Source organism: Embleya sp. NPDC055664, from assembly GCF_053618075.1.
Genome location: NZ_JBSHGZ010000013.1, coordinates 60,180 through 80,342, shown reverse-complemented (window position 1 = coordinate 80,342; position 20,163 = coordinate 60,180). Strand labels below are relative to the sequence as shown.

17 protein-coding genes are annotated in these 20,163 nt (G+C 69.1%); 13 read left to right on the top strand and 4 right to left on the bottom strand.

The window, feature by feature from the left end; genetic code table 11:
• Nucleotides 1-177: 177 nt before the first annotated feature.
• Together ACWGR4_RS22390 and ACWGR4_RS22385 are read right to left on the bottom strand one after the other, a co-directional pair.
• Nucleotides 178-2,028 carry an ATP-binding protein gene (locus tag ACWGR4_RS22390; RefSeq protein ID WP_452128416.1) on the bottom strand — a complete coding sequence of 617 codons (1,851 nt, stop codon included), beginning with the start codon at nt 2,026-2,028 and terminating at the stop codon, nt 178-180.
• 613 nt (nt 2,029-2,641) lie between these two features.
• Entirely contained in the window at nt 2,642-2,839 is a 198-nt protein-coding gene (locus ACWGR4_RS22385) for a DUF5988 family protein (protein ID WP_379998667.1), read from the bottom strand.
• Between the two features lie 644 nt (nt 2,840-3,483).
• On the opposite strand from ACWGR4_RS22385, the gene ACWGR4_RS22380 reads away from it, so the two are divergent.
• The 3 genes from ACWGR4_RS22380 (at nt 3,484) to ACWGR4_RS22370 (ending at nt 5,781) form a co-directional block, all read left to right on the top strand.
• On the top strand, nt 3,484-3,735 hold the full coding sequence (locus ACWGR4_RS22380) for a hypothetical protein (RefSeq protein ID WP_452128415.1): 252 nt from the start codon (nt 3,484-3,486) through the stop codon (nt 3,733-3,735).
• 488 nt (nt 3,736-4,223) lie between these two features.
• A complete protein-coding gene (locus tag ACWGR4_RS22375) occupies nt 4,224-5,627 on the top strand; it encodes an outer membrane protein assembly factor BamB family protein (RefSeq protein WP_452128414.1) in 1,404 nt (467 codons plus the stop codon).
• Nucleotides 5,628-5,640: 13 nt separating this feature from the next.
• Nucleotides 5,641-5,781 carry a hypothetical protein gene (locus tag ACWGR4_RS22370; RefSeq protein WP_452128413.1) on the top strand — a complete coding sequence of 47 codons (141 nt, stop codon included), beginning with the start codon at nt 5,641-5,643 and terminating at the stop codon, nt 5,779-5,781.
• Between the two features lie 31 nt (nt 5,782-5,812).
• Here ACWGR4_RS22370 and ACWGR4_RS22365 read toward each other — a convergent pair whose 3' ends face one another.
• The gene (locus tag ACWGR4_RS22365; protein WP_452128412.1) at nt 5,813-6,826 is read right to left on the bottom strand and encodes a transposase; all 1,014 of its coding nucleotides are present in this window, start codon (nt 6,824-6,826) and stop codon (nt 5,813-5,815) included.
• A 409-nt stretch (nt 6,827-7,235) separates the two neighbouring features.
• Complete coding sequence (locus ACWGR4_RS22360) at nt 7,236-7,883, bottom strand: TetR/AcrR family transcriptional regulator (RefSeq protein ID WP_452128411.1); 648 nt, start codon at nt 7,881-7,883, stop codon at nt 7,236-7,238.
• 154 nt (nt 7,884-8,037) lie between these two features.
• On the opposite strand from ACWGR4_RS22360, the gene ACWGR4_RS22355 reads away from it, so the two are divergent.
• From ACWGR4_RS22355 to ACWGR4_RS22310, 10 genes are all read left to right on the top strand, one after another.
• The gene (locus ACWGR4_RS22355; protein WP_452128410.1) at nt 8,038-9,234 is read left to right on the top strand and encodes a DUF1214 domain-containing protein; all 1,197 of its coding nucleotides are present in this window, start codon (nt 8,038-8,040) and stop codon (nt 9,232-9,234) included.
• A 281-nt stretch (nt 9,235-9,515) separates the two neighbouring features.
• Nucleotides 9,516-11,066, top strand: coding sequence for an ABC transporter substrate-binding protein (locus tag ACWGR4_RS22350; protein ID WP_452128409.1), 1,551 nt, complete (start codon nt 9,516-9,518; stop codon nt 11,064-11,066).
• A gap of 96 nt (nt 11,067-11,162) precedes the next feature.
• Nucleotides 11,163-11,942 (top strand): enoyl-CoA hydratase/isomerase family protein, encoded by a 780-nt coding sequence (locus ACWGR4_RS22345; RefSeq protein ID WP_452128408.1) that lies wholly within the window; start codon nt 11,163-11,165, stop codon nt 11,940-11,942.
• 9 nt (nt 11,943-11,951) lie between these two features.
• Nucleotides 11,952-12,887 (top strand): SDR family oxidoreductase, encoded by a 936-nt coding sequence (locus ACWGR4_RS22340; protein ID WP_452128407.1) that lies wholly within the window; start codon nt 11,952-11,954, stop codon nt 12,885-12,887.
• 435 nt (nt 12,888-13,322) lie between these two features.
• A complete protein-coding gene (locus tag ACWGR4_RS22335; RefSeq protein WP_452128406.1) occupies nt 13,323-13,454 on the top strand; it encodes a hypothetical protein in 132 nt (43 codons plus the stop codon).
• A 9-nt stretch (nt 13,455-13,463) separates the two neighbouring features.
• Entirely contained in the window at nt 13,464-13,706 is a 243-nt protein-coding gene (locus tag ACWGR4_RS22330; RefSeq protein WP_452128405.1) for a hypothetical protein, read from the top strand.
• Nucleotides 13,707-13,847: 141 nt separating this feature from the next.
• A complete protein-coding gene (locus tag ACWGR4_RS22325) occupies nt 13,848-14,147 on the top strand; it encodes a trypco2 family protein (protein WP_452128404.1) in 300 nt (99 codons plus the stop codon).
• A gap of 7 nt (nt 14,148-14,154) precedes the next feature.
• Complete coding sequence (locus ACWGR4_RS22320; protein ID WP_452128403.1) at nt 14,155-15,810, top strand: trypsin-like peptidase domain-containing protein; 1,656 nt, start codon at nt 14,155-14,157, stop codon at nt 15,808-15,810.
• Between the two features lie 37 nt (nt 15,811-15,847).
• Nucleotides 15,848-18,823, top strand: coding sequence for a DEAD/DEAH box helicase (locus ACWGR4_RS22315; RefSeq protein WP_452128402.1), 2,976 nt, complete (start codon nt 15,848-15,850; stop codon nt 18,821-18,823).
• The gene (locus ACWGR4_RS22310) at nt 18,820-20,043 is read left to right on the top strand and encodes a hypothetical protein (RefSeq protein ID WP_452128401.1); all 1,224 of its coding nucleotides are present in this window, start codon (nt 18,820-18,822) and stop codon (nt 20,041-20,043) included. Before ACWGR4_RS22315 ends, ACWGR4_RS22310 begins: the two co-directional genes overlap by 4 nt.
• Nucleotides 20,044-20,163: the final 120 nt, after the last annotated feature.

Genomic DNA, 20,163 nt, shown 5'->3' with positions numbered 1-20,163 from the left:
CGCCCGCAGGTGACCAGACCATCCTCTGCTCATCTGCTGCTCGGTTCTGCTCACCGCAGTGTTCGCTCCGACCCGACTGCCCGGCCGACGAGTTCGGTGGGGGAGCCGGGCGCAGAGGCTGGTGACTCCACCCGAGAAGGCGGTGCCACCACCCTCCGATCCTCGCCCGGACCGAGGTCAGAACCGGGTGACGACCGAGGTGGCTGGGGGCATACCGCGCATTACCTGGTCCCAGAGGAGTTCGCTGACGTACCGGATCCCCAGGGTGAGATGCCTGCGGTAGGTGCTGAACGGCAACTCCACGCGTCGGGCGGCCGCCTCCTGGGTCGGTGCCCCGTCCACGAACGTCGCGGTCAGGGCGCGGTGTGCCTTCACGCTCCTCGGGTCGCCGCCGAGCGTATCCATCGCACGTTCGAGCACGTCCCGAAGGGAACCCCCCGCCTCGGCGAGCACCCCGCTTCGCGACAGGGGGTTGCGAGCCAGGGCATCGGGCCGATGCCAACACCGCAACGCCTCACGGACGGCATCGTCGAACTCGGGCCGCGCCATGGCGGTCCGCTCGTACGCGCAGGCAGCCGACTCCACCGTCGTACGCAGGGATCGGGGCGGACCAATGTGGTCGAGGACGTATTCCAGGGGCTCGGCGCGCCAGTCGTGTGCGAATATCCGAAGGGGGTCTCCCTCGACGGCAACGTCGCTTCCGATCGGGTGGAAAGGACCATGGGCCGTTGTCGATGCCCAGAGGTTGCGATCAGCCGAAGCGACGAACGACCACGCTGCCCCTCGGACGAGCAGCACTTCCGCGGCGATCCTCAACAACATCAGGTCCAGGACGGGTGAGCGACGCCGCACGGGGTCGGACAAGACCATGAATCGCGCGATCCCCGCGGACTCTTCCGGTAGGAGGTTGCCCGCCGCGCGGACGTGTGTCCAAACCGCCGCCGCCACCGGATCCGCGCGCAGTTCGTCCTCGTCCGGATCCCGCAACGTCAACCAGGCGGAAAACCCCTCCATTTCCTCCGTGTCGGATCGTCGATACACCCGAAAAGCCTCGGGTTGACGGGCGAGCCAGTACCGAACGATCGCGGCGGAACGTGCCCCCTCCGCCCGCTCCGTCATCCGTATGAGAGCCGAGTGGTCCTGTTGTCGTAGCTCTGCCTCGCGGAACTCGCCTCGGCTCCGCCACGTCATGAGGTCACCCAGGAAGCCGCCACCCCGGTACAGGTACATGATCGGGGCGACGGCGGCGATCCGGTCCGAGCAACGTGCCTCGACGGCGCGCTTCAGCAGGTGATCGCGGATCCGGCCGTGCGTGGCGGCGTAGCACTGGGGATCGCGCCATCGCAGGTCCGCGTCCACCGCGTTGCGTACGACATCGTGCGGGAAAAGGCCCAGGGCCCCCGCCTCCACCGACGGCAGCCGACGGAGCCAGGCGAAAAGGCGCCCCGCGTCCTCCCCCGGCAGCGCCGCTCGCAGCAAGTCCTCCGTCGTGGCACGAGCGTGGCAGCAGACCTCCAACGCCTGCCGATGAGCCGCGGACGGCAGGTCGCCGACCAGGTGCTCCACCAACTTGGCGTACACCTCCTGCGCTGGTGGTTCACCGGTGGACGTGGCGGCCTGGAGCGCGACTTCGGCGGCGAGCGCGAGTGCCAGCGGATGGCCGCCGGCGAACGCGAGCAGCGGTCCGTGCGGGACGCCACGCGACTCCAACAGCGCCGCGGCGTCCTCGGGCGACAGGTCTTCGAGCCGCACCACCCGTACCACCTCGGCCCAGCCCGGGTCGGTCTCCCACACCGGCGCGGGGGCTCTGCGCCCGGCGAAGACGGTCAGCGCCCCGACCGGCAACCGGGGGAGGAAGTGGTCCCGCAGCCAGTCCTCCAGGACCTGACACCGTTCGAAGTCGTCGACCAGCAGTACGGCGTTGTCGTGGGCGAACATTTCCGCCGCCGCGATCTCGAACGCCGCCGGCGACGAGCCGACGCGACCGCTGACTTCGATCACGGTCCGCCCAGCCGCGCGTGCGTCCACGGCGAACTGCCTTAAGAGGGATGATTTGCCCACTCCTGCGAGTCCATGGACCAACAGGACGGCCAACGAGCCGGGTTCACCGTCGAGCGCGCGGCGGAACAGGGCCAGCTCCCGAGCCCTTCCGACGAAGGCACGGTTGCGGGCCGCCTCGAGATGTTGCGCGAGGCTGGGGAACGAGTGTCCGTCGGCGGATGACGTGCACTGCAATGTGGGACTCCCGTGTGGAGAGGGGCCATGCGCGGGCGAGATGCGCCGCAACGCGGCATGGCGCACCCATGGCCCCGGAATGGTCCGGATGTTCGTGGACGCGAAGGGCGATCGTGGTCGGCCGACGCCGACGAGAGCGGCCCACGTCTCGGCGAGCCCCAATGAACCCCTCGCAACTCACGGTACCTCCCATCTTGCAGAGAGTCACCGGCTCGCGATTGCACTCCGGCGCATGCGCCCGGTACACACGTGAGTTGCCGTCTTTGGAACTCCCGGACACGGGGCTGTTTCGGGGAGTGCGGCCTAGGGGCGACAGCTTGCCCAAACCCGGGAACGTCGGGCCCGTCGGCGGCGAAATCGCGCGTGGCGCGACACCCGGCAGCTCGAACAGCCGATCACCCCGGGGCTATTCGGCGATCCTCGTGGAATAGCTCCACCGGAAGAGCGGCAGGTCCACGCCGTCCAACTCCACCACGCCACCTGTGTATTCGTAGTGCTCGCGGCCGTTGCGGAATTCCACGGACACCTTTTCCGGTATGCCCGGCCCCGTCACCACGAGCACCGCAGGCATCTCGAGAATCCCGCCCGTCAGGGCCACTTGCATCTCGTGGCCCGAACGCACCGGAGTCGCTCCACCGTCCATCTTCCACCTCGTATCACACGTGACGCGCAAAGAGGTCGGCTCGGTCGCGGCTACTCCTGGAATGCATCGCCACACGGCGAGATCGATCGAAAGCCGACTGCCCTGCAAGGAAAACAACAAGGAAGGCAACAGGTACAGGGCGTACGAACGCATCGGGGGCGGACCGGTGACAGGAGAGCGGCAAGATGACGTCCGATCACGTTTTTCGCGCCTGCCTGTGTCGAAAAAGACAGCACAAACGGCGCAAGCACCGGTGTACACGCCGCGTGACACGCACGACCCGGCGGGATCTGCTCGACTGACGGCTCGCACACGGTCGGCATCGCACCCCGGTCGGGTGCGAACCGACCGACTTCCCGTGCACCTACATCCGATCCCTCGGCCGCCTGTGCCTGAAGGCCGACGAGAACGACTTCGTCTCCTTCTCGGCGAGTCGCTGCTTCACCGACGACGGTTACGACGGGTTCTTCGCCTACGACATCACCCCCGACGGCGGGCGCGACAACTTCTACGGCGCGTATGTCTGGTACCGCGAGCCGCACGACTCCGCCTACCACTCCCCGCAGGACCGATACGGCAGGGGGCAGATCGTCAACTTCCCCGCGGTGAACGCGTGGTGCGACCACGCGACGATCTACGACCGGGAGCACCCCGAGCGATACCTGTGCTTCACCTGGGTACACGCCACCGCCACCGGCAGCGGGTGGTACATCCCGAACGGGCCGACAACCCTCTTGAAGGCGTACTGGCCGCTGAAGATCGTCGCGAGTGACAAGTACGGCAACACAGGTACGTTCTGGGTGGACGGATCGGACATCACCGGCGGGCTCGACATCTACGACCACGAACCGTGGTAGCGGAGCCGACGGATCGGGCCCGTGCACGCCTACGCGACATGGGCGCCGTGTCGACGATCCCGGACGGCGAGATCGTTTCCTCGGCCCCGCCGGCCGCCCCCGGGAAGGCGCGGCGGGACGGCCCGAGAGGGCACTCGTCGAACGGCTCACCGGCGGGGGAGTCCGCGGCCTGTTCGAGGGACTCCGACAGGCCGCGCCAGAGCCGGAACAGCTCCTTGTCGCACCGCTGTCGGATCGAGGAGTTCACGCGGTCGCCGGCGACGACGAACGCCACGACGTAGTACCCGTCGTCGGTCCTGGTCGAGCGTATGCGCGCCGCGACACTCGCAACCGGGTCGGCCGAAGGGAGCCAATCGACGGCGCCGGGCAACGTGTTCATGTTGATGGTCGGGAACCTACCCCCCGCGGCACGTGCCCGAGGAACACCTCCGGCGGGTCCGCGTCCTCCACGGCCGCACGCCCCTCCACCGCACGAAAGGAACCTGAGCGTGTACTTATCCGGCAGGCGGAAGACGACGCGCCTGTTCATCGCGCTGTCCCTGCTGACGGCCCTCCTGGTGGGGCCCTTCCCGACGCAACGGGCCCACGCGGACGACGGGTTGACCGACATTCTCGATCACAAGTACGGCCTGTTCGTCCACTACGTGCCCGCCCGCACAGTCACCCCCGGCGGCGTCGTCGTCCACGACTCCAATGCTTTGGCAAACGCCTTCGACGCGAACGGGTTCGCCGACGATCTGGCCGCCACGAAGGTGCAGTACGTCGTCTTCACCGCCTGGCACGCCGGGATGGTGGCCCTGTACCCGAGCCGGACGATGCTCGACTGGGACCTGCCCGACCATCGCGTCGAACGCGACCTCATCGGCGACATGATCACCGCGGTCAAGGCCAAGGGCATCCGGGTCTACCTCTACACCCACCCGCGCGACGGCATGGAATTCACCGCCGCCGACCGGCAGAAGACCGGCTGGGGCACCCAACCCCACCCGCCGGGCCAACGCTGGAACCCGGGAGCGGACTTCGACCGCCCCCGATGGAACACCTTCGTCGACGACGTCTACCGGGAGCTGATGCAACGCTACGGCGCGCGGATCGACGCGCTGTTCATGGACGAGGCAAGCCCCGCGGGCGACAGCCGGACCGTTCTGGACTACCCCCGACTGCGCACCACGATCAAGGCGGTCAATCCGCGCGCCGTGCTCATCCAGAACGACTACGGCAACCTGTACGGCCTGGACAAGGGCATGAAGGAGTACTTCGGCCAGAACGAGTTCGCCCAGCCCGACGGCGACCTGTGGCCCGGCTACGCCAAGCCCGTCACGGCGGCCCTGCGCGCGACCGAGACCTCCTGGTGGGCCTCCGAGACCGGCGGCTCGGTGAAGTACCCGCCGCGGAGCATGTTCCGCTACCGCGTCCTGCAGGCGGGCACCAACACCGACGGCGGCGGCACGGCCGCCGTGGCCGGCGCGGTGGTGTACGTAGGCGTCGCCGACGGCACGGTGTACGCCTTCGACGCCGCCACCGGGACGAAGACGTGGACCTACGCGACCGGCAGCACGGTTACTTCGTCGCCGACGGTGGCGGATTCGGTGGTGTATGTCGGTACTACGGACGGCACGGTGCACGTTGTCGACTCCACCGACGGCACCAAAAAGTGGGTCTACCCGACCGGCAGCACCGCTACGTCGCCCGTGGTGACAGATGCGAAGGTGTACGTAGGCACCATCGACGGCACGGTGTACGCGCTGGATGTCGTGACGGCCGCCAAACGGTGGACGTACCCGACCGGTAGCGCGTCTTCCTCATTCGCAATAGCGCACGGGATGCTCTACGTCGGTGCACACGATGGGACGCTTTACGCGCTGGACGCTGTCACCGGCGCCGGGCCATGACCACAACCGCGGTGTGAACGGTAGGGTGTTCATCACCGACGCGATCATGAACGGCCTGCCCCCGCACGTCGCACAGGTCATCGCCGGCCACGACGACATCAACACCACGATGCGGGTTCGAGTTCCGTCGGTCGTCGCCGGCAGAGACGTGTGAAGCGAGTCGTTGGGCTGGTTCGGCGTCGGTCTCAGCTTGTACTGGTGTAGGCGAGCGATGTTGGTTCCGGCGGCGGTGAGCACATGTTGGACGTGGGTTTTGGCGATTCCTCGGTAGCGTGAGTGGCGGAGGCCGTGGCGTGCACGGTTTCGGAGACGGTCGCCTCGCATCCGGCCCTGATGGCGTATCGCTCGCGCCAGGGTTGGGTTTGCTGGTCCCTCCGCACCCGGTTCTGGACCTCTTGGAGAGGCTGGGCCAGGAGGATGTGCCGACCGCGGCCGGCGGTGTTCCCGGGGCATTTCAGGCGGTTGTCGCAGGCCCGGCAGCCGGCGCGGGGAAAGAGCACGGACAGTCGCTCGTGTCCGTCGGCGAGTGTCGGATGCCAGGGTGGACTCGTCCCGCCGTTTGGGCAAGTAGGCGTCTTCGCATCCCAGTTGGGGTGGAAGTCCTCCTTGTCGAAGCCCGGATGCGCTCGGGAGGTGGGGGCGAGGCGAACCGGTCCGACCAGGTCGACTCCGTACTCGGTCCGGGCTCGATGGATGGTGGTGGGGGTGGTGTAGCCGCCGTCGACCATGTGATCGACGGGTGCGAGGTCGCGTGCCGCGAGGTCGGCGTGGATCCTCTCCAAGGCGTCGACGTCCTGCTCGGGTGCCGGCGTGGTGGCCACATGCACTATCACGTTCGACAGACCTGCATCACAGGTTTCGGTCTGGTGGTCCTTGTAGCCGACCCACTCGGCCTTCCCGGGTTTGTGGCTGAAGCGCGCGTGCTCATCGTGTGGGGAGACGATCTCCACCGACGACCACGGCACGCAGGCGGTGGCCGGATCGGGGTTTCCGGCCGAGGCCGTAGCGGAAGCGGATCTCCGAGGGGCGGTGCGACGGCTGAGCCGGTCACGGGTCTGCTTGGGTCCGCGCCGGCGCAGGTCGCCGTGATCGTCGCACCAGTACCGCTGGATCCAGACCTGCCGCAGCGCCTCGACCTTGGGCAGCCACCGAAGCCGGGCCGGGGTGGCGGGAGCGAGGAGGAGCCGGGGCAGGCGCATGCCGTCCTCCCCGACCGTGAGCGCGTACCGCTCACGCTCCCTCGTTTCCTGGGCAACCGGTCGTAACGCACCGGGCGGCCATAGCGGCGCGCCCACTCATCCGTGACCAGGGCGGATACCCGGTTCTCGTCGAGGGCGGTCAGCTCCTCGAGGGCCGCTCTCACGGTCTCACCCACCAACTCGATCCGGTCCAGGGGCCGCACCGCCGCCAAGACCTGCGTGGAGTCGGTGCGCCGGCGCCCGCGTCGCCTGACCAGCCCCGCCTCCGCCAGCCGATCCACCATCATCGCCGGCAACCGGTCCGCACGGTCGCCTTCGGCCATCCGTTCACGGAACTCGCTCAGCACCGAGACAGCATCCATCCGGTGAGCAGAGCCGTTCGATTTACAGACCCTGATTGTCCACCTTGTTATGCGGACGGCACCGGGACGGGCAAGGGCGCGGTGAGGGCGGCGGTGCCGATGGCGACGAGGTTGGCGACGAGCTCGTCGGTGGTGAAGCCGAGGGGGGCGGTGGTGTCGCTGCTGCCGCGAGCCCAGTCCGCGAGTGCGGTGGTCGTCATGGCGGACCAGCACAGCACCCGGAACTCCCTGACCTTCGGCGGGAGATGGGCAAGGCGGTCATTGAGTTCGGCGAAGAGCCAGTGCAGTTCCTCGGGTGAGTCCTCGGGGATGAGCGTGGCCGCCGACAGGCCGCGGTCGTGGCGCATCTGGTCGACGATGCGGATCCGGTTGCGACCGGACGGTGTTGCGAGTTGTGCCGCGAGTGGGGCGACGAGGGCGCCGAGGACGGCGGCGACCGCGGGCCGGTCCTGTGCGGCCCGGAGGCGTTCCACGATGGCCACGCGCAGGGGGTCGACGCAGGCGCGGTGGCGTTCCATGACCGCGTCGAGGAGCCGGTCGCGGGATCCGAAGTGGTAGTGGAGTGCGGATTTGTTGCTTTGGCCGGCGAGGCGGTGGACGTCCCGGAGGTTGGCTTCGCCGATGCCCTGTTCGGCGAACACCTGCTCGGCGGCGTCGATGAGGAGGTTGCGGGTGATGGTCGCGTCTCGGGGCATTCGCCCAGCGTAGCGGTGGTGGCGGAAGGGTCCGGGTGGCGGCTGTGCCGCAGGTGGTGTGGCCCTTGACGGCGCACGCCGGGCATGTCTTACTAAGGCGCCGCCTTATATAAGGCGACACCTTGGAACAAGTAACAGGAAAGGCAGGAGGCCCATGCCCGAGGCCCTCGAACCCGCGGTGCGGGCCGGCACGTGCATTTCCGCCTGGGAGCGGTTTTGTGCCGACCTGGCGGACCTCGGCCGCGCGGTACACGACGGCGGCCACCCGGATCCCGCGGACGGTGTCCGGCACCTGAGCCGGGTGGCGATACATGCGCTGCAGTCGGCCGTGGAGCACGGCGATCCGGCATTCCCGACGTTCCACCGGTTCGACGACGACGTGGTCAAGTGGGGCGGTCCGAACGTCGACAATGTGTACCTGCGTGCCCGGGTCGACGCGGACTACGGCTACCGGGTCACCGGGAACCTTGCGGGCGTACGGAACGTCATCGTCTCGGTGGTCGAGGGCGACATGCAGCTGGAGCAGTACGGCGTCTTCGCCGAGTGCGACATCGACCGCCTCGATGTCGCCGAGGACGGCTCGTTCGAACTCGTCGTGTCCGCGGTGCGCCCCGGCGGGTGTTCCGGGCCGTGGATGCCGTTGGACCGGCGGGCCCGCTACCTGTCGGTCCGGGTGTACGTGTGCGACCTGGACACCGACCGGGTCGGCGAGTTCGCGATCGAACGCATCGGCTCCGCCGGGCAGGCCCCCGCCCGGCTCACACCCGCCCGGTTGGCGGACCAACTGGGCGAGGCCATGACCTGGCAGCGTGCCACCATGGAGTACTGGGGGCCGTTCATGGACAGCGTCTACGAGCGCACCGGCGGCGCGAACGTGATCAGCCCGCCGATGTCGGTGCCCGGCGGCGCGGACGGCATCCGCTACGGCGGCGGCATCTACGAACTCGCCCCCGACGAGGCGCTCCTGATCGAGACCGAAGTCCCGGACGCCGACTACTGGAGCGTCATGCTCTACAGCAAGCCGTGGTTCGAGTCCCTCGACATTCACAACCGGCAGAACGCCCTCAACGGGCAGGAGATCCACGTCGACGACGACGGAATCTGCCGGATCGTCGTCGCGCACCGCGACCCGGCCCTGCCGAACTGGCTCGACACCGAAGGCCGTTCAACCGGACACGTGTCGTGGCGGTGGATCTGGGCCCGCTCTGCACCGACACCGGTGGCGACCGTGGTGCCCCACGCGAACCTCGACCGAGTCGTCCCGGCCGAAGCACGGCGGCTCACCCGTGCCGAACGCACCGCCGCGCTGGCGCGCCGCCGCGCCCACTTCGCCCGCCGCTTCCGCCGCTGAACGCCGGCCCTGACGCGGGCCGAACCCCGAGCGCCGAGCACCTCCAACGGGACGGATCGGGCCCCGACGCGAGCCGGACCGGTCGACGCCCGCCGCGCGCCCGCCCCGTACTCGCGGCGCACCTGCTCGATCTCCCCGCCGGACCGGCCGGACCAACCCCGGATCACGTCGACTGCTGCTGCGGTGTCCCCGCAAGGCGCTCCCCATCGACCTTCCCCGATCGCGACACGAGGACTACCATGCGCGCTGCCGGAAACCCTGCCCGTGCAAGAACCGCCGCCGTGGCACTGATCGCCGCCTCGCTACTCGCGCTCACCGGATGCGGAGGCGGTGACAAGGACGGCGGAACCACGGCGTCGGGCACCGCCGGCACCGGGACCCCGCGGGCGGGCGGCACGCTGACCATGCTGGCCACGGGCGAGTCGAACTCCCTGGACCCGTTCGGCGCCAACTACGGCGGCGCGCCCGCCGACAACGCTCGGATGGCCGCGCTCTACGACACCCTGGTCTACCTGGACCCGGAGGCCAACACCGTCAAGACGCAACTCGCGGAGTCACTCGCCACGGCGGACGGCGGCGCGACATGGACGTTGAAGCTCCGCCCCGGCGTGACGTTCTCCGACCATACGGTCTTCGACGCCGAAGCGGTGCGCCTCAACTGGGAGATGCACGCCAGGCCCGAGCTGCGTTCGCAGCACCGCGCCGCCGCCACCGGCCTGACCTTGACGGTGGCCGACGCCCTCACCTTGCGGATCTCGCTGCCCGCACCGAACCCGAGCTTCGACCGGACAGTCGCCGCCGACCTGACGTTCATCGCAGCCCCGTCCGTGATCGCCAAGGGCCCCGAGGTCTACCGCACCCGGCCGGTGGGAGCCGGACCGTTCACCCTCACGCGCTGGACCCGCGGCTCGGAACAGACCTACGAGAAGAACCCGGGCTACTGGCAGAAGGACAAGAGGCTGCCCTACCTCGACCGCGTCAGCATCAAGGTCGTCTCCGACATCGAGCAGCAGTACAAAACCCTCCGCGCCCGCGGCGCCGACATCGTCATCGGCGCCGAAGCGCTCCTCGACCGCGCCGGCAACGGACTGAACAGCCGCCCGGTACGTGCAAACGGCGGCCAAGCCGTGCAGTTCAACGTCATCAAGGCACCGTTCGACGACGTCCGGGCCCGCCGCGCCCTCGCCCTCGCCGTCGACCCCGCCGACATGGCCAGGACCCTCGGCGTCGGCGCCGTCCCGGCACGCGGCTACTTCAACACCGGCTCCCCGTTCTTCGACGCCGCAGCCGCCCAACCGACCTTCGACAAGGTCGAGGCACAGCGGCTCTTCGACGAACTCGCCGCCCAGGGACGCAAAACCGAGTTCACGTTCGTCGTCCCCAAATCAACGGTGTCGGACAAGGTCGCCGAGTACCTGCAAAGCCGCCTCAACCAGTACCGCCACGTCTCCCTGAAAATCGAATCCCTCGACATCGCCGCATACGTCACCCGGGTGGTCGTGCAGAAGGACTACCAGGCCACCCTCACCCAGGACTGGGTCATCGACCCCGAGCCCCGCACCTGGAACACGTTCTCCTCCACCAGCCCGCAAAACCCGGCCGGCTGGAAGAATCCCGACGCCGACCGCGCCCTCCGGGCCGGCCGGACCGCAACCGACCCGGCCAGCCGCAAGGCCGCCTACAACGACCTCCAACGGGTCTTGGCCGCCGACCTGCCGCTGTGGGTATACGGCGAATCCACCCAAGGCCCCGTCTTCACCGACCGCGTCACCGGCGTCGCCCTGTTCAACTCCGGTTCGGTGCTCATGGACCGCATCGGACTGACGGGCTGACGCCCATGCAACGCACAGACGCCGGCACCCCCTCGCCCGCGACGCGCCCCGCGTCCCGGGCGTGCCGGCCCCTCCTTGGCCCCTGGAGACGAATCCGTGCCCGAGAAAGTGCTGCTTGAGTACGACGGCCCGATCGCCACGATCACCAACAACAACCCGGACAAGCACAACGCGTTCGACGACGACATGGACCAGCTGTTGTGGCGGATCCTGGCCGAGTTGCGGTCGCGTACCGACGTGCGGGCGGTGATCTGGCGTGCCGAGGGCAAGTCGTTCTCGTCCGGCCGGGACGTGGGCGCCATCGGCGGCGGCCAAGTCACCATGACCCACCACGAACTGATGACGCGCGGGCACCGCGGCGTCCAGCAGATGTTCGACCTGGACGCGCCGATCCTGGTGGCATGCAAAGGCTGGTCGATCGGGGCGTCGTTCCAGCGTGCGCTGCTGGCCGACATCCGGGTGGCCGCCGAGGGCGCGCAATTCGTACTGCCGGAGACCACGCACGGCGTGATCCCGGACACCGGCGGTGTCGGCCGCCTGTTCCAGATATGCGGTCACGGAGTGGCCTCGGACCTCGTGCTGACCGGTCGTCCGATGGACGTGAACGAGGCGTACGCGCACGGCATCGTCTCCCGCGTGGTGCCGGCCGACCGGCTCGACGCGACGGTGCGCGAGATGGCGGAGAAGATCGCCGCGGCACCCTTCGCGACCGTCAAAACCGCACGCCGGGTGGTCCGGCACCTCGCGGAGCCGGAGATCCGCAGCTCGATGGCCGAGGAGCTGATCGCCCAAACGTACCTGAGCCGTTCGGACGACCTGGCGGAGTTTCGCGCCGCCCGCGCCGAAGGCCGTCCGCCGCACTACACCGGGAGCTGACCGCCCGCCATGACGCACAACGCAGCGACCACTCCGCCCGCGGAGCCCAACGGCCTGCCCGCGCACGGGCGCTATCCCGGCCTGCCCGAGCCCGCCCCCCTCGGCACCAGCGCCCTCCCCGCGCACGCCTACCAGGGCACCGTCGTGTTCATCACCGGCGGCGGCACCGGCCTGGGCAAGGCCATCGCGTCCGAGTACGCCCGCCTGGGCGCGGACATCGTCGTCGCCTCACGCAGGGACGACCACCTCAAGGCCGCCCGCGAGGGCCTGGCAGGACTCGGCGGCCGGGTTGCCACCGCGACCTGCGACATCCGCGACCCGGAACGGATCGCCGAGGCGTTCGACGCCGCCGAGCAGCACTTCGGGCTACCGCACATCCTGATCAACAACGCCGCCGCGAACTTCCCCATCCCCGCCGAGGACATGTCCCCCAACGCGTGGCGCACGGTCGTCGACATCACCCTCAACGGCACCTACTTCTGCGCCCGCGAGTTCGCCCGCCGCCACCTCGCGGCCGGCAGCCCCGGATCCATCGTCAACATCGGCGCCTCCTACGCCTGGACCGGCGGCCCGGGCTTCGCCCACAGCGCCGCCGCCAAAGCGGGCGTCAAGAACATGGTCGAAACGCTCGCCGTCGAATGGGGTCCCTACGGCATCCAGATCAACGGCCTTGTCCCCGGGCTGTTCCCTCACGAGGACATGACCGCCGACATTCGCAGCAACGTCGACCACGCGCGCGCCAAAGACCCCCTCCAACCCGCGCTTCGCACCGGGCGCCTACGCGAACTGGGCTGGGCCGCAACGTTCCTCACCTCCCCCTACGCCCGCTTCATCTCCGGCCACACCCTCGTCGTCGACGGCGCCAACTGGCAACGCCGAGCCCTCCTCAACCACCCGGTGGTCGCCGTCCGCGACCAGATGGGACGCGGCCCGTTCGAGCCGTGATCAGCCATGAGAGGAAGCGGCGCAGTGGGCCATGCGGAGTGACGGCCCGCAGCACCGACACCGACGGCAACTCGTCGAAACCGGTTGTGACGCCACTACCGGGCGCCCGCAACGGAACCGATCGACACGCGGCCGGCTCCGGCACCACCACGCCCGTGCCGGTCTCGGGACTGCAAAACCAACGGCTCTGTCTCACATTCGGGATGCTGTTGGCGATCTTTCGCCCTGATTCGCCACGGTGACGCGTTCCTGTACCGGTGTTTTCCTGGAACGGGGCTGTGGTGAGGGGGCGTCGGTGTCGATGGCAGCGAGTTCAGGGCTTGGTATTCCGGTGCGGACGTTGCAGGTCGCGCGGGCGGCGAACCCTCGTGGTACCGCGGCGATGTGGGTGCGAGACCGGTTGTCCGAGGTGTTCCGCGACGAGGATTTCGCCGATTGGTTCCCGCGAGACGGGCGCCGGGGCTGTCACCGGCGCGGGTGGCGTTGGTGTCGGTGCTGCGATTCACCGAGAACCTGACCGACCGGCAGGCCGCGGAGGCGGTGCGGTGCCGCATCGGCTGGAAGTAGGCGCTCGGCTTGGACTTGGACGATCCCGGGTTCGACCACTCGGTCCTGATCGAGTTCCGCGACCGGGTTGCCGAAGGGGACCGCGCGGACCGGCTGTTGGGGCTGTTCGTCGAGTGGTTGGTCGAGGCCGGGCCGGTGCGCCGTGGTGGTCGGCAGCGGGCGGACTCGACGCATGTGCTCGCGGCGGTGCGGATACGCGGGACCCATCGCAGAGGTAGGAGTGGCGCCTGCTTCGGATGCAGGAGTGAATAACTGGCCGACGCCAAGAACGACTTGCCCATTTCCCGGCGCACTCGTGCCGACACCATGTGTAGTCTCTTCGATGCACTTGTGGCGGGCGGCTGGGGGCCGGGGCCCGCGCTGCGGCAACGGCGTCATCGAGGGGGATGCGAAATGATCGAGCTGGCGCAGATGATTCGTGATCTACGGCGCGAGTTGACCGACGCGATGGAATACGGCGCGGGCGAACGCCTGCGGTTCGAGTTGGGGCCGGTCGAGATCAGCGCCACCGTCACGGTCACGCGCGAGGCCGGCGCCGGTGCCAAGGTGCGCTTCTGGGTGGTCGAGGGTGACACCCAGGGGCGCAAGGGCCACGAGCACACTCAACAGATCTCGCTCACCCTCCAGCCCAGACTGGCGGGTACGAACGCATCACCGCTGATCTCCGGAACGCAGGCCCACGGCGAACGCTGACCACGCGATGGCAGTGCAGGCGGGAGTCACCCCCGGACGGGTCGCGGAGATCATCGTGACCTTGGGCAATGGGAGCGTTCGGCGTGGGTCGGGCTATCTGATCGGTCCCGGGCGGGTGCTGACGGCAGCTCACGTGATCGCAGGGGCGGCGGCGGTGCGGGTGCGCTTCGACGCGGATCGGCCCGGCGCGCGTGAGTCGGCCGGAGAGCCGGCGTGGGTGGACGAACGGACGGATGTGGCCGTACTGCTCGTGCCGGGCGAGAATCGGCCACCGGTGCGATTCGGTCGCCTCGATGGGCACGAACTCCCCTACGAATGCCGCATGGTGGGTTTCCCCTGGTTCAAGCTGCGAGAGGACCCGCGGGACGGATCCCGGTACCGGGACTCGTGCGACGCGTTCGGCACACTCGCCCCGCTCTCGAATCGTCGCGAGGGCACCCTGTCGATCCACGTACCCCCGCCCGACCGCGACCCGGATCCCGAGGTGTCGCCCTGGGAAGGCATGTCCGGTGCGGCGGTATGGATCGCCGGACACGTCGTCGGCATCGTCAGCCGACACCATCGCTCGGACGGGTTGGGCACGCTGGCCGCCGTGTCGGCTGAGCGGTGGGCGGAAGGAGTCGACGCGGCGCGCGTTCCGGCGTTGGAAGACCTACTCGGCACCTCCCTTCGTCCCGGCCGGCTGCCATCGGTACGGGCTTCGTCCGGTCCCGGGCGAACGCCGCGCCTCTCCCCGGCGTCCGCGAGAATCGTGGTTGCCACGAGCGACGCCGCCGCCCCGAGATCGTCCGCCGGTTGGCACGGCGGCGCGGAGGTCGAGGTGGAAGGGCGTCGATATCTGCTGCACAGCGAGCACCTGCACGACACGTTCTGCGCCGTTCGCTCGGTGCACTCGCGCCGGGCTCGAGGGCTGAGCCTTATTCGCGGCCAGGAACGTTCCACAGCAGGGCGATACGTGTGGCTGCACCGTGTCGACGCCGCCGCCGACGGGTCCGAAGCGCGCGCCGCACTGGGCGAACTCGCCGCCGAGTACCGCCTGATCGACGAACTCGGGCCCCTACCGGGCCTGCCGCCGTCGATCGCGGTGACCGGTGGACGCGGAACGTCGACCCTGGTGCTCGGGTGGCCGCCGGCCCGCCCCGGCGGCGGCCCCGCCGAAACACTCGCCGAGGCGTGGGGCGCACGATCCGTGCCGCCGGACCCCTGGCGGACCGCACGTCTGCTCACCGGCCTGACCGGACTCTGCGCGACATTGGCACCGCTGCACCGTCGAGGGATCGGTCATCGCCGGCTCGCCACGAACGTCGTCATCACGCTCGACGACGGCCGACTCGTGCTTCGTGACTTGGGCCTCGCCGCGAGGGAGCCGCGATCGGGCGAAGCACCGGACGGACCCCAGGCCCCCGAGCAGAGCCGGCGCCGCAGCTCGGGCACTCCGGGACCGCGCACGGACGTGTACCGGCTCGCCGCGATCGCCTACCACCTGGTGACGGGCCGGGCACCACATCCGACCGCTCCCATACCCGGGTCGAACCCGCGGCCGGACCTGCCGGCATCTCTGGGTCGAGCGCTGAGGCAGGGCCTTGAAACCGACCCGAGATCGCGTCCGGACATCGAGGAGTTCGCCGCAGCCCTGGCCGCCGTCCGAGCCGAACTCGCCTGACCACGCTTGGCCGCGACGCAGGAGCAGAGGAGCACACATGCCGATCCACCTCGTCGAACTACCCGGCGCGGTCACGCTGGTCCCGGGAAAGACGCTGGACGGACAACTGCGTCGGCAGGCGAGCAATCCATACGTTCCCGACGACCTCGGTGTGCTGATCGACTACCTGAACGAGCGCACCGACGGTGTGCCGACCGCCCTCGACGAACCCAGGTCCGGCAGCACCGACAGGAGCATGCTCCTGTTCGGACCCTCCTACGTCGTACGCCTGTTCCCCACCCGGTACCGCGACGGATACACCATCGCCGGGATACACCCGCTGCGCCCCGCCGACCACAGCCGGCTCGCCGAGCGCTACCTCCGGGTGCGTCCGCCGGGTTGGCGACTCGTGCACGAGCCTCGAGAGATACCTGCCGGCTCCGACGCGTACTGGCCCCGACTCGACGCGGCATGGACCGGACTGCTCGCGGCGCACTCCACCGCCCACGGCGTGCCCGCCCCGACGGATCGGTCGGCGGGTCTACTGGAAACCCTCGACCGGTTGATCGACGCCACCCAGCGGATCGACGGCGAGAAGACGCGGACCGCCCCGCCGTTTCCGTACCGTGCCGTGAGCGCGACCGGTGAGCGACGACGGGGGACCCGGGCGGTGTACCGATTCCATCTTGTCGGCGGGTGGACTCCCCAGGAGGGCGCCTTCGTCCAACTACGCGGCGGGTCCGAGCGGCGCGGCCAAGTGATCCGGGTCGTCGCCGAGGGAGGACACGAAATCGCGACCGTACGGTTCGACGAGCCCGTCGCGTGGGACGACCTTGCGCATCAGGGAGAACTGGAGACGACCCCGACCGATGTCGTCTACCGCAAACAGCGAGAAGCGGTCGCCCGGCTGCGGACCGGCCAGGAAGCCAATCCGGCCCTTCTGCCCCTGCTCACCGAACGCCGGGTACAACCGTTCCGGGCGGCCGAGAGATGGCCTGCGGAGCCGCTCGACGCCGATCAACTTACGGCCTACCAAAAGGCGCTGACCGTACCCGACCTGCTCGTCGTGCTCGGCCCACCGGGGACCGGCAAGACCCGGACGATCAGCGAGATCGTGCGATCCAGCGCCGTCGCGGAGCCACCCCAGCGCATCCTGGTCACCTCGCATACACACCGTGCGGTGGACAACGTGCTGGCCCGGCTGCCTCGCGACCTGGTGATCGTGCGAGTGGGCCATGAGAACAGTGTCACCGCGGAGGGCAGGCCGTATCTTCTCGACCACCAGATCGCCGACCTGCGAGGCGAAATCCTCGGCCGCACCGCGAACGCGCCGGACGTGTGCACGCATCCCGAGAATGTCGCCCCTTGGGCCGAGGAATTCTCGCTGCGTGTGGACGAACTGGCGGTGATGACCGAACATGCGGCCCGAGCCCGTGCGGACCTCGACGCCAAACGCCGTGCGGTCCGCGGGCCGGCGCGCGCCGCCGCGGATGCGTGGACCGAGCGACTTGCCCTGGCGGGCGACCAGGCGCAGCGGCATCACGGGAACATCGAGGTGCGGATCCGACAACACGACAAGATTGCCTCGCGCACGGCCATGCCGGTGCTCGGCGGCCTGTACGCGCGCCGAGCCCGCACGTTGCGGGCACGGCTGGACGCGTTGTTCGTTCGGGCCGCGGAACTCGACGCGGCCGTGGCCGGCCTCCGGGCCAACCTCGATGCCGCCGAACGCGCCGCCTTCGCCGAGGCCCAGGCCGACCCGACGGTGCGTGCTGCCGCAGCCGTGCTCGCGGCCACCCGGCAGGCGTGGCAGGAGGCCCACAACGGCGCTCGGATCGCGGCCCGCGAGACGTGCGTGGCACTCGGCCCGGCGGAGGGACTGGCTCCGCCCTATGACTCCACCGACCCGGACCCGAGCGGGCGCAGGGTCGGTGAACTGCGCAATTGGCTCGACACGTACCTGCCGCTGATCGCCGCACGGGCACATCTGCGCGAGCAATGGCACGAGGCAGTCAGCGGCGAGACCGATCAATTGCATCCGGAACTGATCCGTTACGCGGACGTGATCGCCGCGACTTGTATCGGCGTGGCCTCCCGACCCGAACTCGCCGAGCTCGACTTCGATCTTGCGATCGTCGACGAGGCCGGGCAGATCGGAGTCACCGACGTGCTGGTACCCCTGGTCCGGGCGAAGCGCGCGATCCTGGTCGGCGACCAGCGCCAACTCCCGCCCTTCCTGGATACGGACGTCGAGAAATGGGGCGCGGACGCCGACCAGGAGACGCGGGACCTGCTCGCGAAGAGTGCCCTCGAACTGCTCTTGGACGGCCTGCCCCGTAGTCACGTCGTGCAACTCACCCTCCAACGCCGGATGCCGGCCGAGCTCTGCGGCTTCATCTCGGAGAGGTTCTACGGCGGCAACCTGCACACCGCCACGGCCCGGCGCGAACATCGGGACCCGCTCTTCGCCGCTCCCATGGTGTTCGTGGACACCGCACGGCTGCCGCCGCGCCGCCGGTACGAAAAGTCGGGTGGCACCGCGGAGGACGGGAACGTCCCTGGCACCAGCAACGCGGCCGAGGCCGAACTCCTCGTCGAATTGGCGTGTTTCTACCATCGTCGAGGCGCCGAATGGGCTGTCATCGTGCCCTACCGCGCGCAAGTGGACCTGATCACCCGCGCCTTGGCGGGCCTGATCGGTGATCTCGACGTCTGCCGACACAATGTCGGCACCGTCGACTCGTTTCAGGGCGGCGAACGCGACGTGATCCTGTACGGCTTCACCCGAAGCAACCCGAACGGCAGGGTGGGTTTTCTGCGGGAACTGCGCCGGATCAACGTGGCGTTCACCCGGGTTAAGCGACTCCTCGTCCTCGTCGGCGACGCCGAGACCATCGGAAACGCCGATGACCCGGCGTTTCGCAAGCTCGCGGAAGCGCTACGCGTACACCTCGTGGACCGGGGCGAGATCCTGCAGTATCTCGACGTGCGGAAAAGATTGGCCGACTTCGACACGGACTGGAGGCGGGCTTGAGTACCCGAACTCGGGCGCAGGGCTCAGCGAAGTGGCTGATCCCATACCCGGAGACGCGCGCGGTCGAGCATGCGGCGTTCGTCGAAGGTATCGCGCCCACCGGTGTCTTCCCGGTACTGCTCCCCGTGTGGTCCGTCGAAATCCGGGCCACCGTGACCGAGGGGAAGCCGTACGACCTGATCGACCACTACCTTGAACGTGCCATCGACGAAGGCCACCTGAACACGGTCGACGGCCTGGCTCGATTCTTCGGCCTCGACGCGGTGTTGGTGGATCGGGCGCTGCGCCCGCTGGTCGCGATCGATCACGTCGTCCGCACCGGGAACGAGGTGGAGCTCACTGAACTCGGTCGCCGATCGGTGCGCGCAGGCACCCGATATGTGGTGACGCGCGAGGATCGGCGCAGGCTGTACTTCGACGCGTTCGGGTCGCGGCCGCTGACTCGGCGCTACTACGCGGGTGATCCGGTGACCCTGCTGTCCGGTGACCGACTCGACGCCGCCCACGCCGGCCGGAACGGGCAGCGCTTCACCCTGCTCGTGAGCACGCGCGGGTTCGCCCGGGATGCGCTCGCCCGATTGAGCGCGAGCCCCGAACGCGACCGCTACAACCTGCCTGCCCGGATCGACGATCCGCAAAGTCTCGGCGAGGAGATGGTGTTCCTGCCGGTCTACATAGTGCGCGGGTGGGAGGGCGGTCCGGGCGGTCGGCTACGTCATCTTGCGTACGGGCAGGCGAGCGATGAGGCCGACCCGGATCTGAGCACGGTGGTGCAGGAAACAGTCGAGATCGTGTCCGCGTTGGCGTCGGAGCAGACTGATCCCGAGCGCGCCCAGGTATGGATGCGCGAGAAGCACCCCTTGGCCACGGGCCCGAAGGCCCTCGACCGCGGCGGCTGGCGCGCGACCCTGCCCTCCGAGTCCTTCGGCCCGGACGGTCCCTTCACGCTCACCAAGGTCGGCTCGTTCATGCGCCATTCGGGATGTCTCTTTCAACTGTGGTGCGCGGACCCGGGAACCCGGCGCCGAGCTCTGGTCGAGCGTATGGACGAATACCTCGGCGCGCGCAGTCGTCCCACCCGCGACGATGTGGACCGACGTCTCGCGCGTATTGCCGAACAGTTGGACTTGGGGGACACCGATCGGACGGAACTCCGACGATGGGCCCACCTATACGAGCGTGGAACCCTGGCCGCGCGCCTGGACGAACTCGCGAACTAGGCCGGCTGCTGGGAATCAACGACACGACAGCTGACGATGTGTGATGCCGCGCCATGGCGCCGCGCGGATACATCGGCCCGGGGCACTTGTCGCCACGACAAGAGATATCTGCTGGTCGGG

What these genes read in the sequence shown, in the direction of transcription:
- ACWGR4_RS22385 (WP_379998667.1), bottom strand. Translation starts at nt 2,839, where the DNA reads ATGCAAGTGGCCCTGACGGGCGGGATTCTCGAGATGCCTGCGGTGCTC.
- ACWGR4_RS22365 (WP_452128412.1), bottom strand. Translation starts at nt 6,826, where the DNA reads ATGCGCCTGCCCCGGCTCCTCCTCGCTCCCGCCACCCCGGCCCGGCTT.
- ACWGR4_RS22360 (WP_452128411.1), bottom strand. Translation starts at nt 7,883, where the DNA reads ATGCCCCGAGACGCGACCATCACCCGCAACCTCCTCATCGACGCCGCC.
- ACWGR4_RS22355 (WP_452128410.1), top strand. Translation starts at nt 8,038, where the DNA reads ATGCCCGAGGCCCTCGAACCCGCGGTGCGGGCCGGCACGTGCATTTCC.
- ACWGR4_RS22340 (WP_452128407.1), top strand. Translation starts at nt 11,952, where the DNA reads ATGACGCACAACGCAGCGACCACTCCGCCCGCGGAGCCCAACGGCCTG.
- ACWGR4_RS22325 (WP_452128404.1), top strand. Translation starts at nt 13,848, where the DNA reads ATGATCGAGCTGGCGCAGATGATTCGTGATCTACGGCGCGAGTTGACC.
- ACWGR4_RS22320 (WP_452128403.1), top strand. Translation starts at nt 14,155, where the DNA reads ATGGCAGTGCAGGCGGGAGTCACCCCCGGACGGGTCGCGGAGATCATC.
- ACWGR4_RS22315 (WP_452128402.1), top strand. Translation starts at nt 15,848, where the DNA reads ATGCCGATCCACCTCGTCGAACTACCCGGCGCGGTCACGCTGGTCCCG.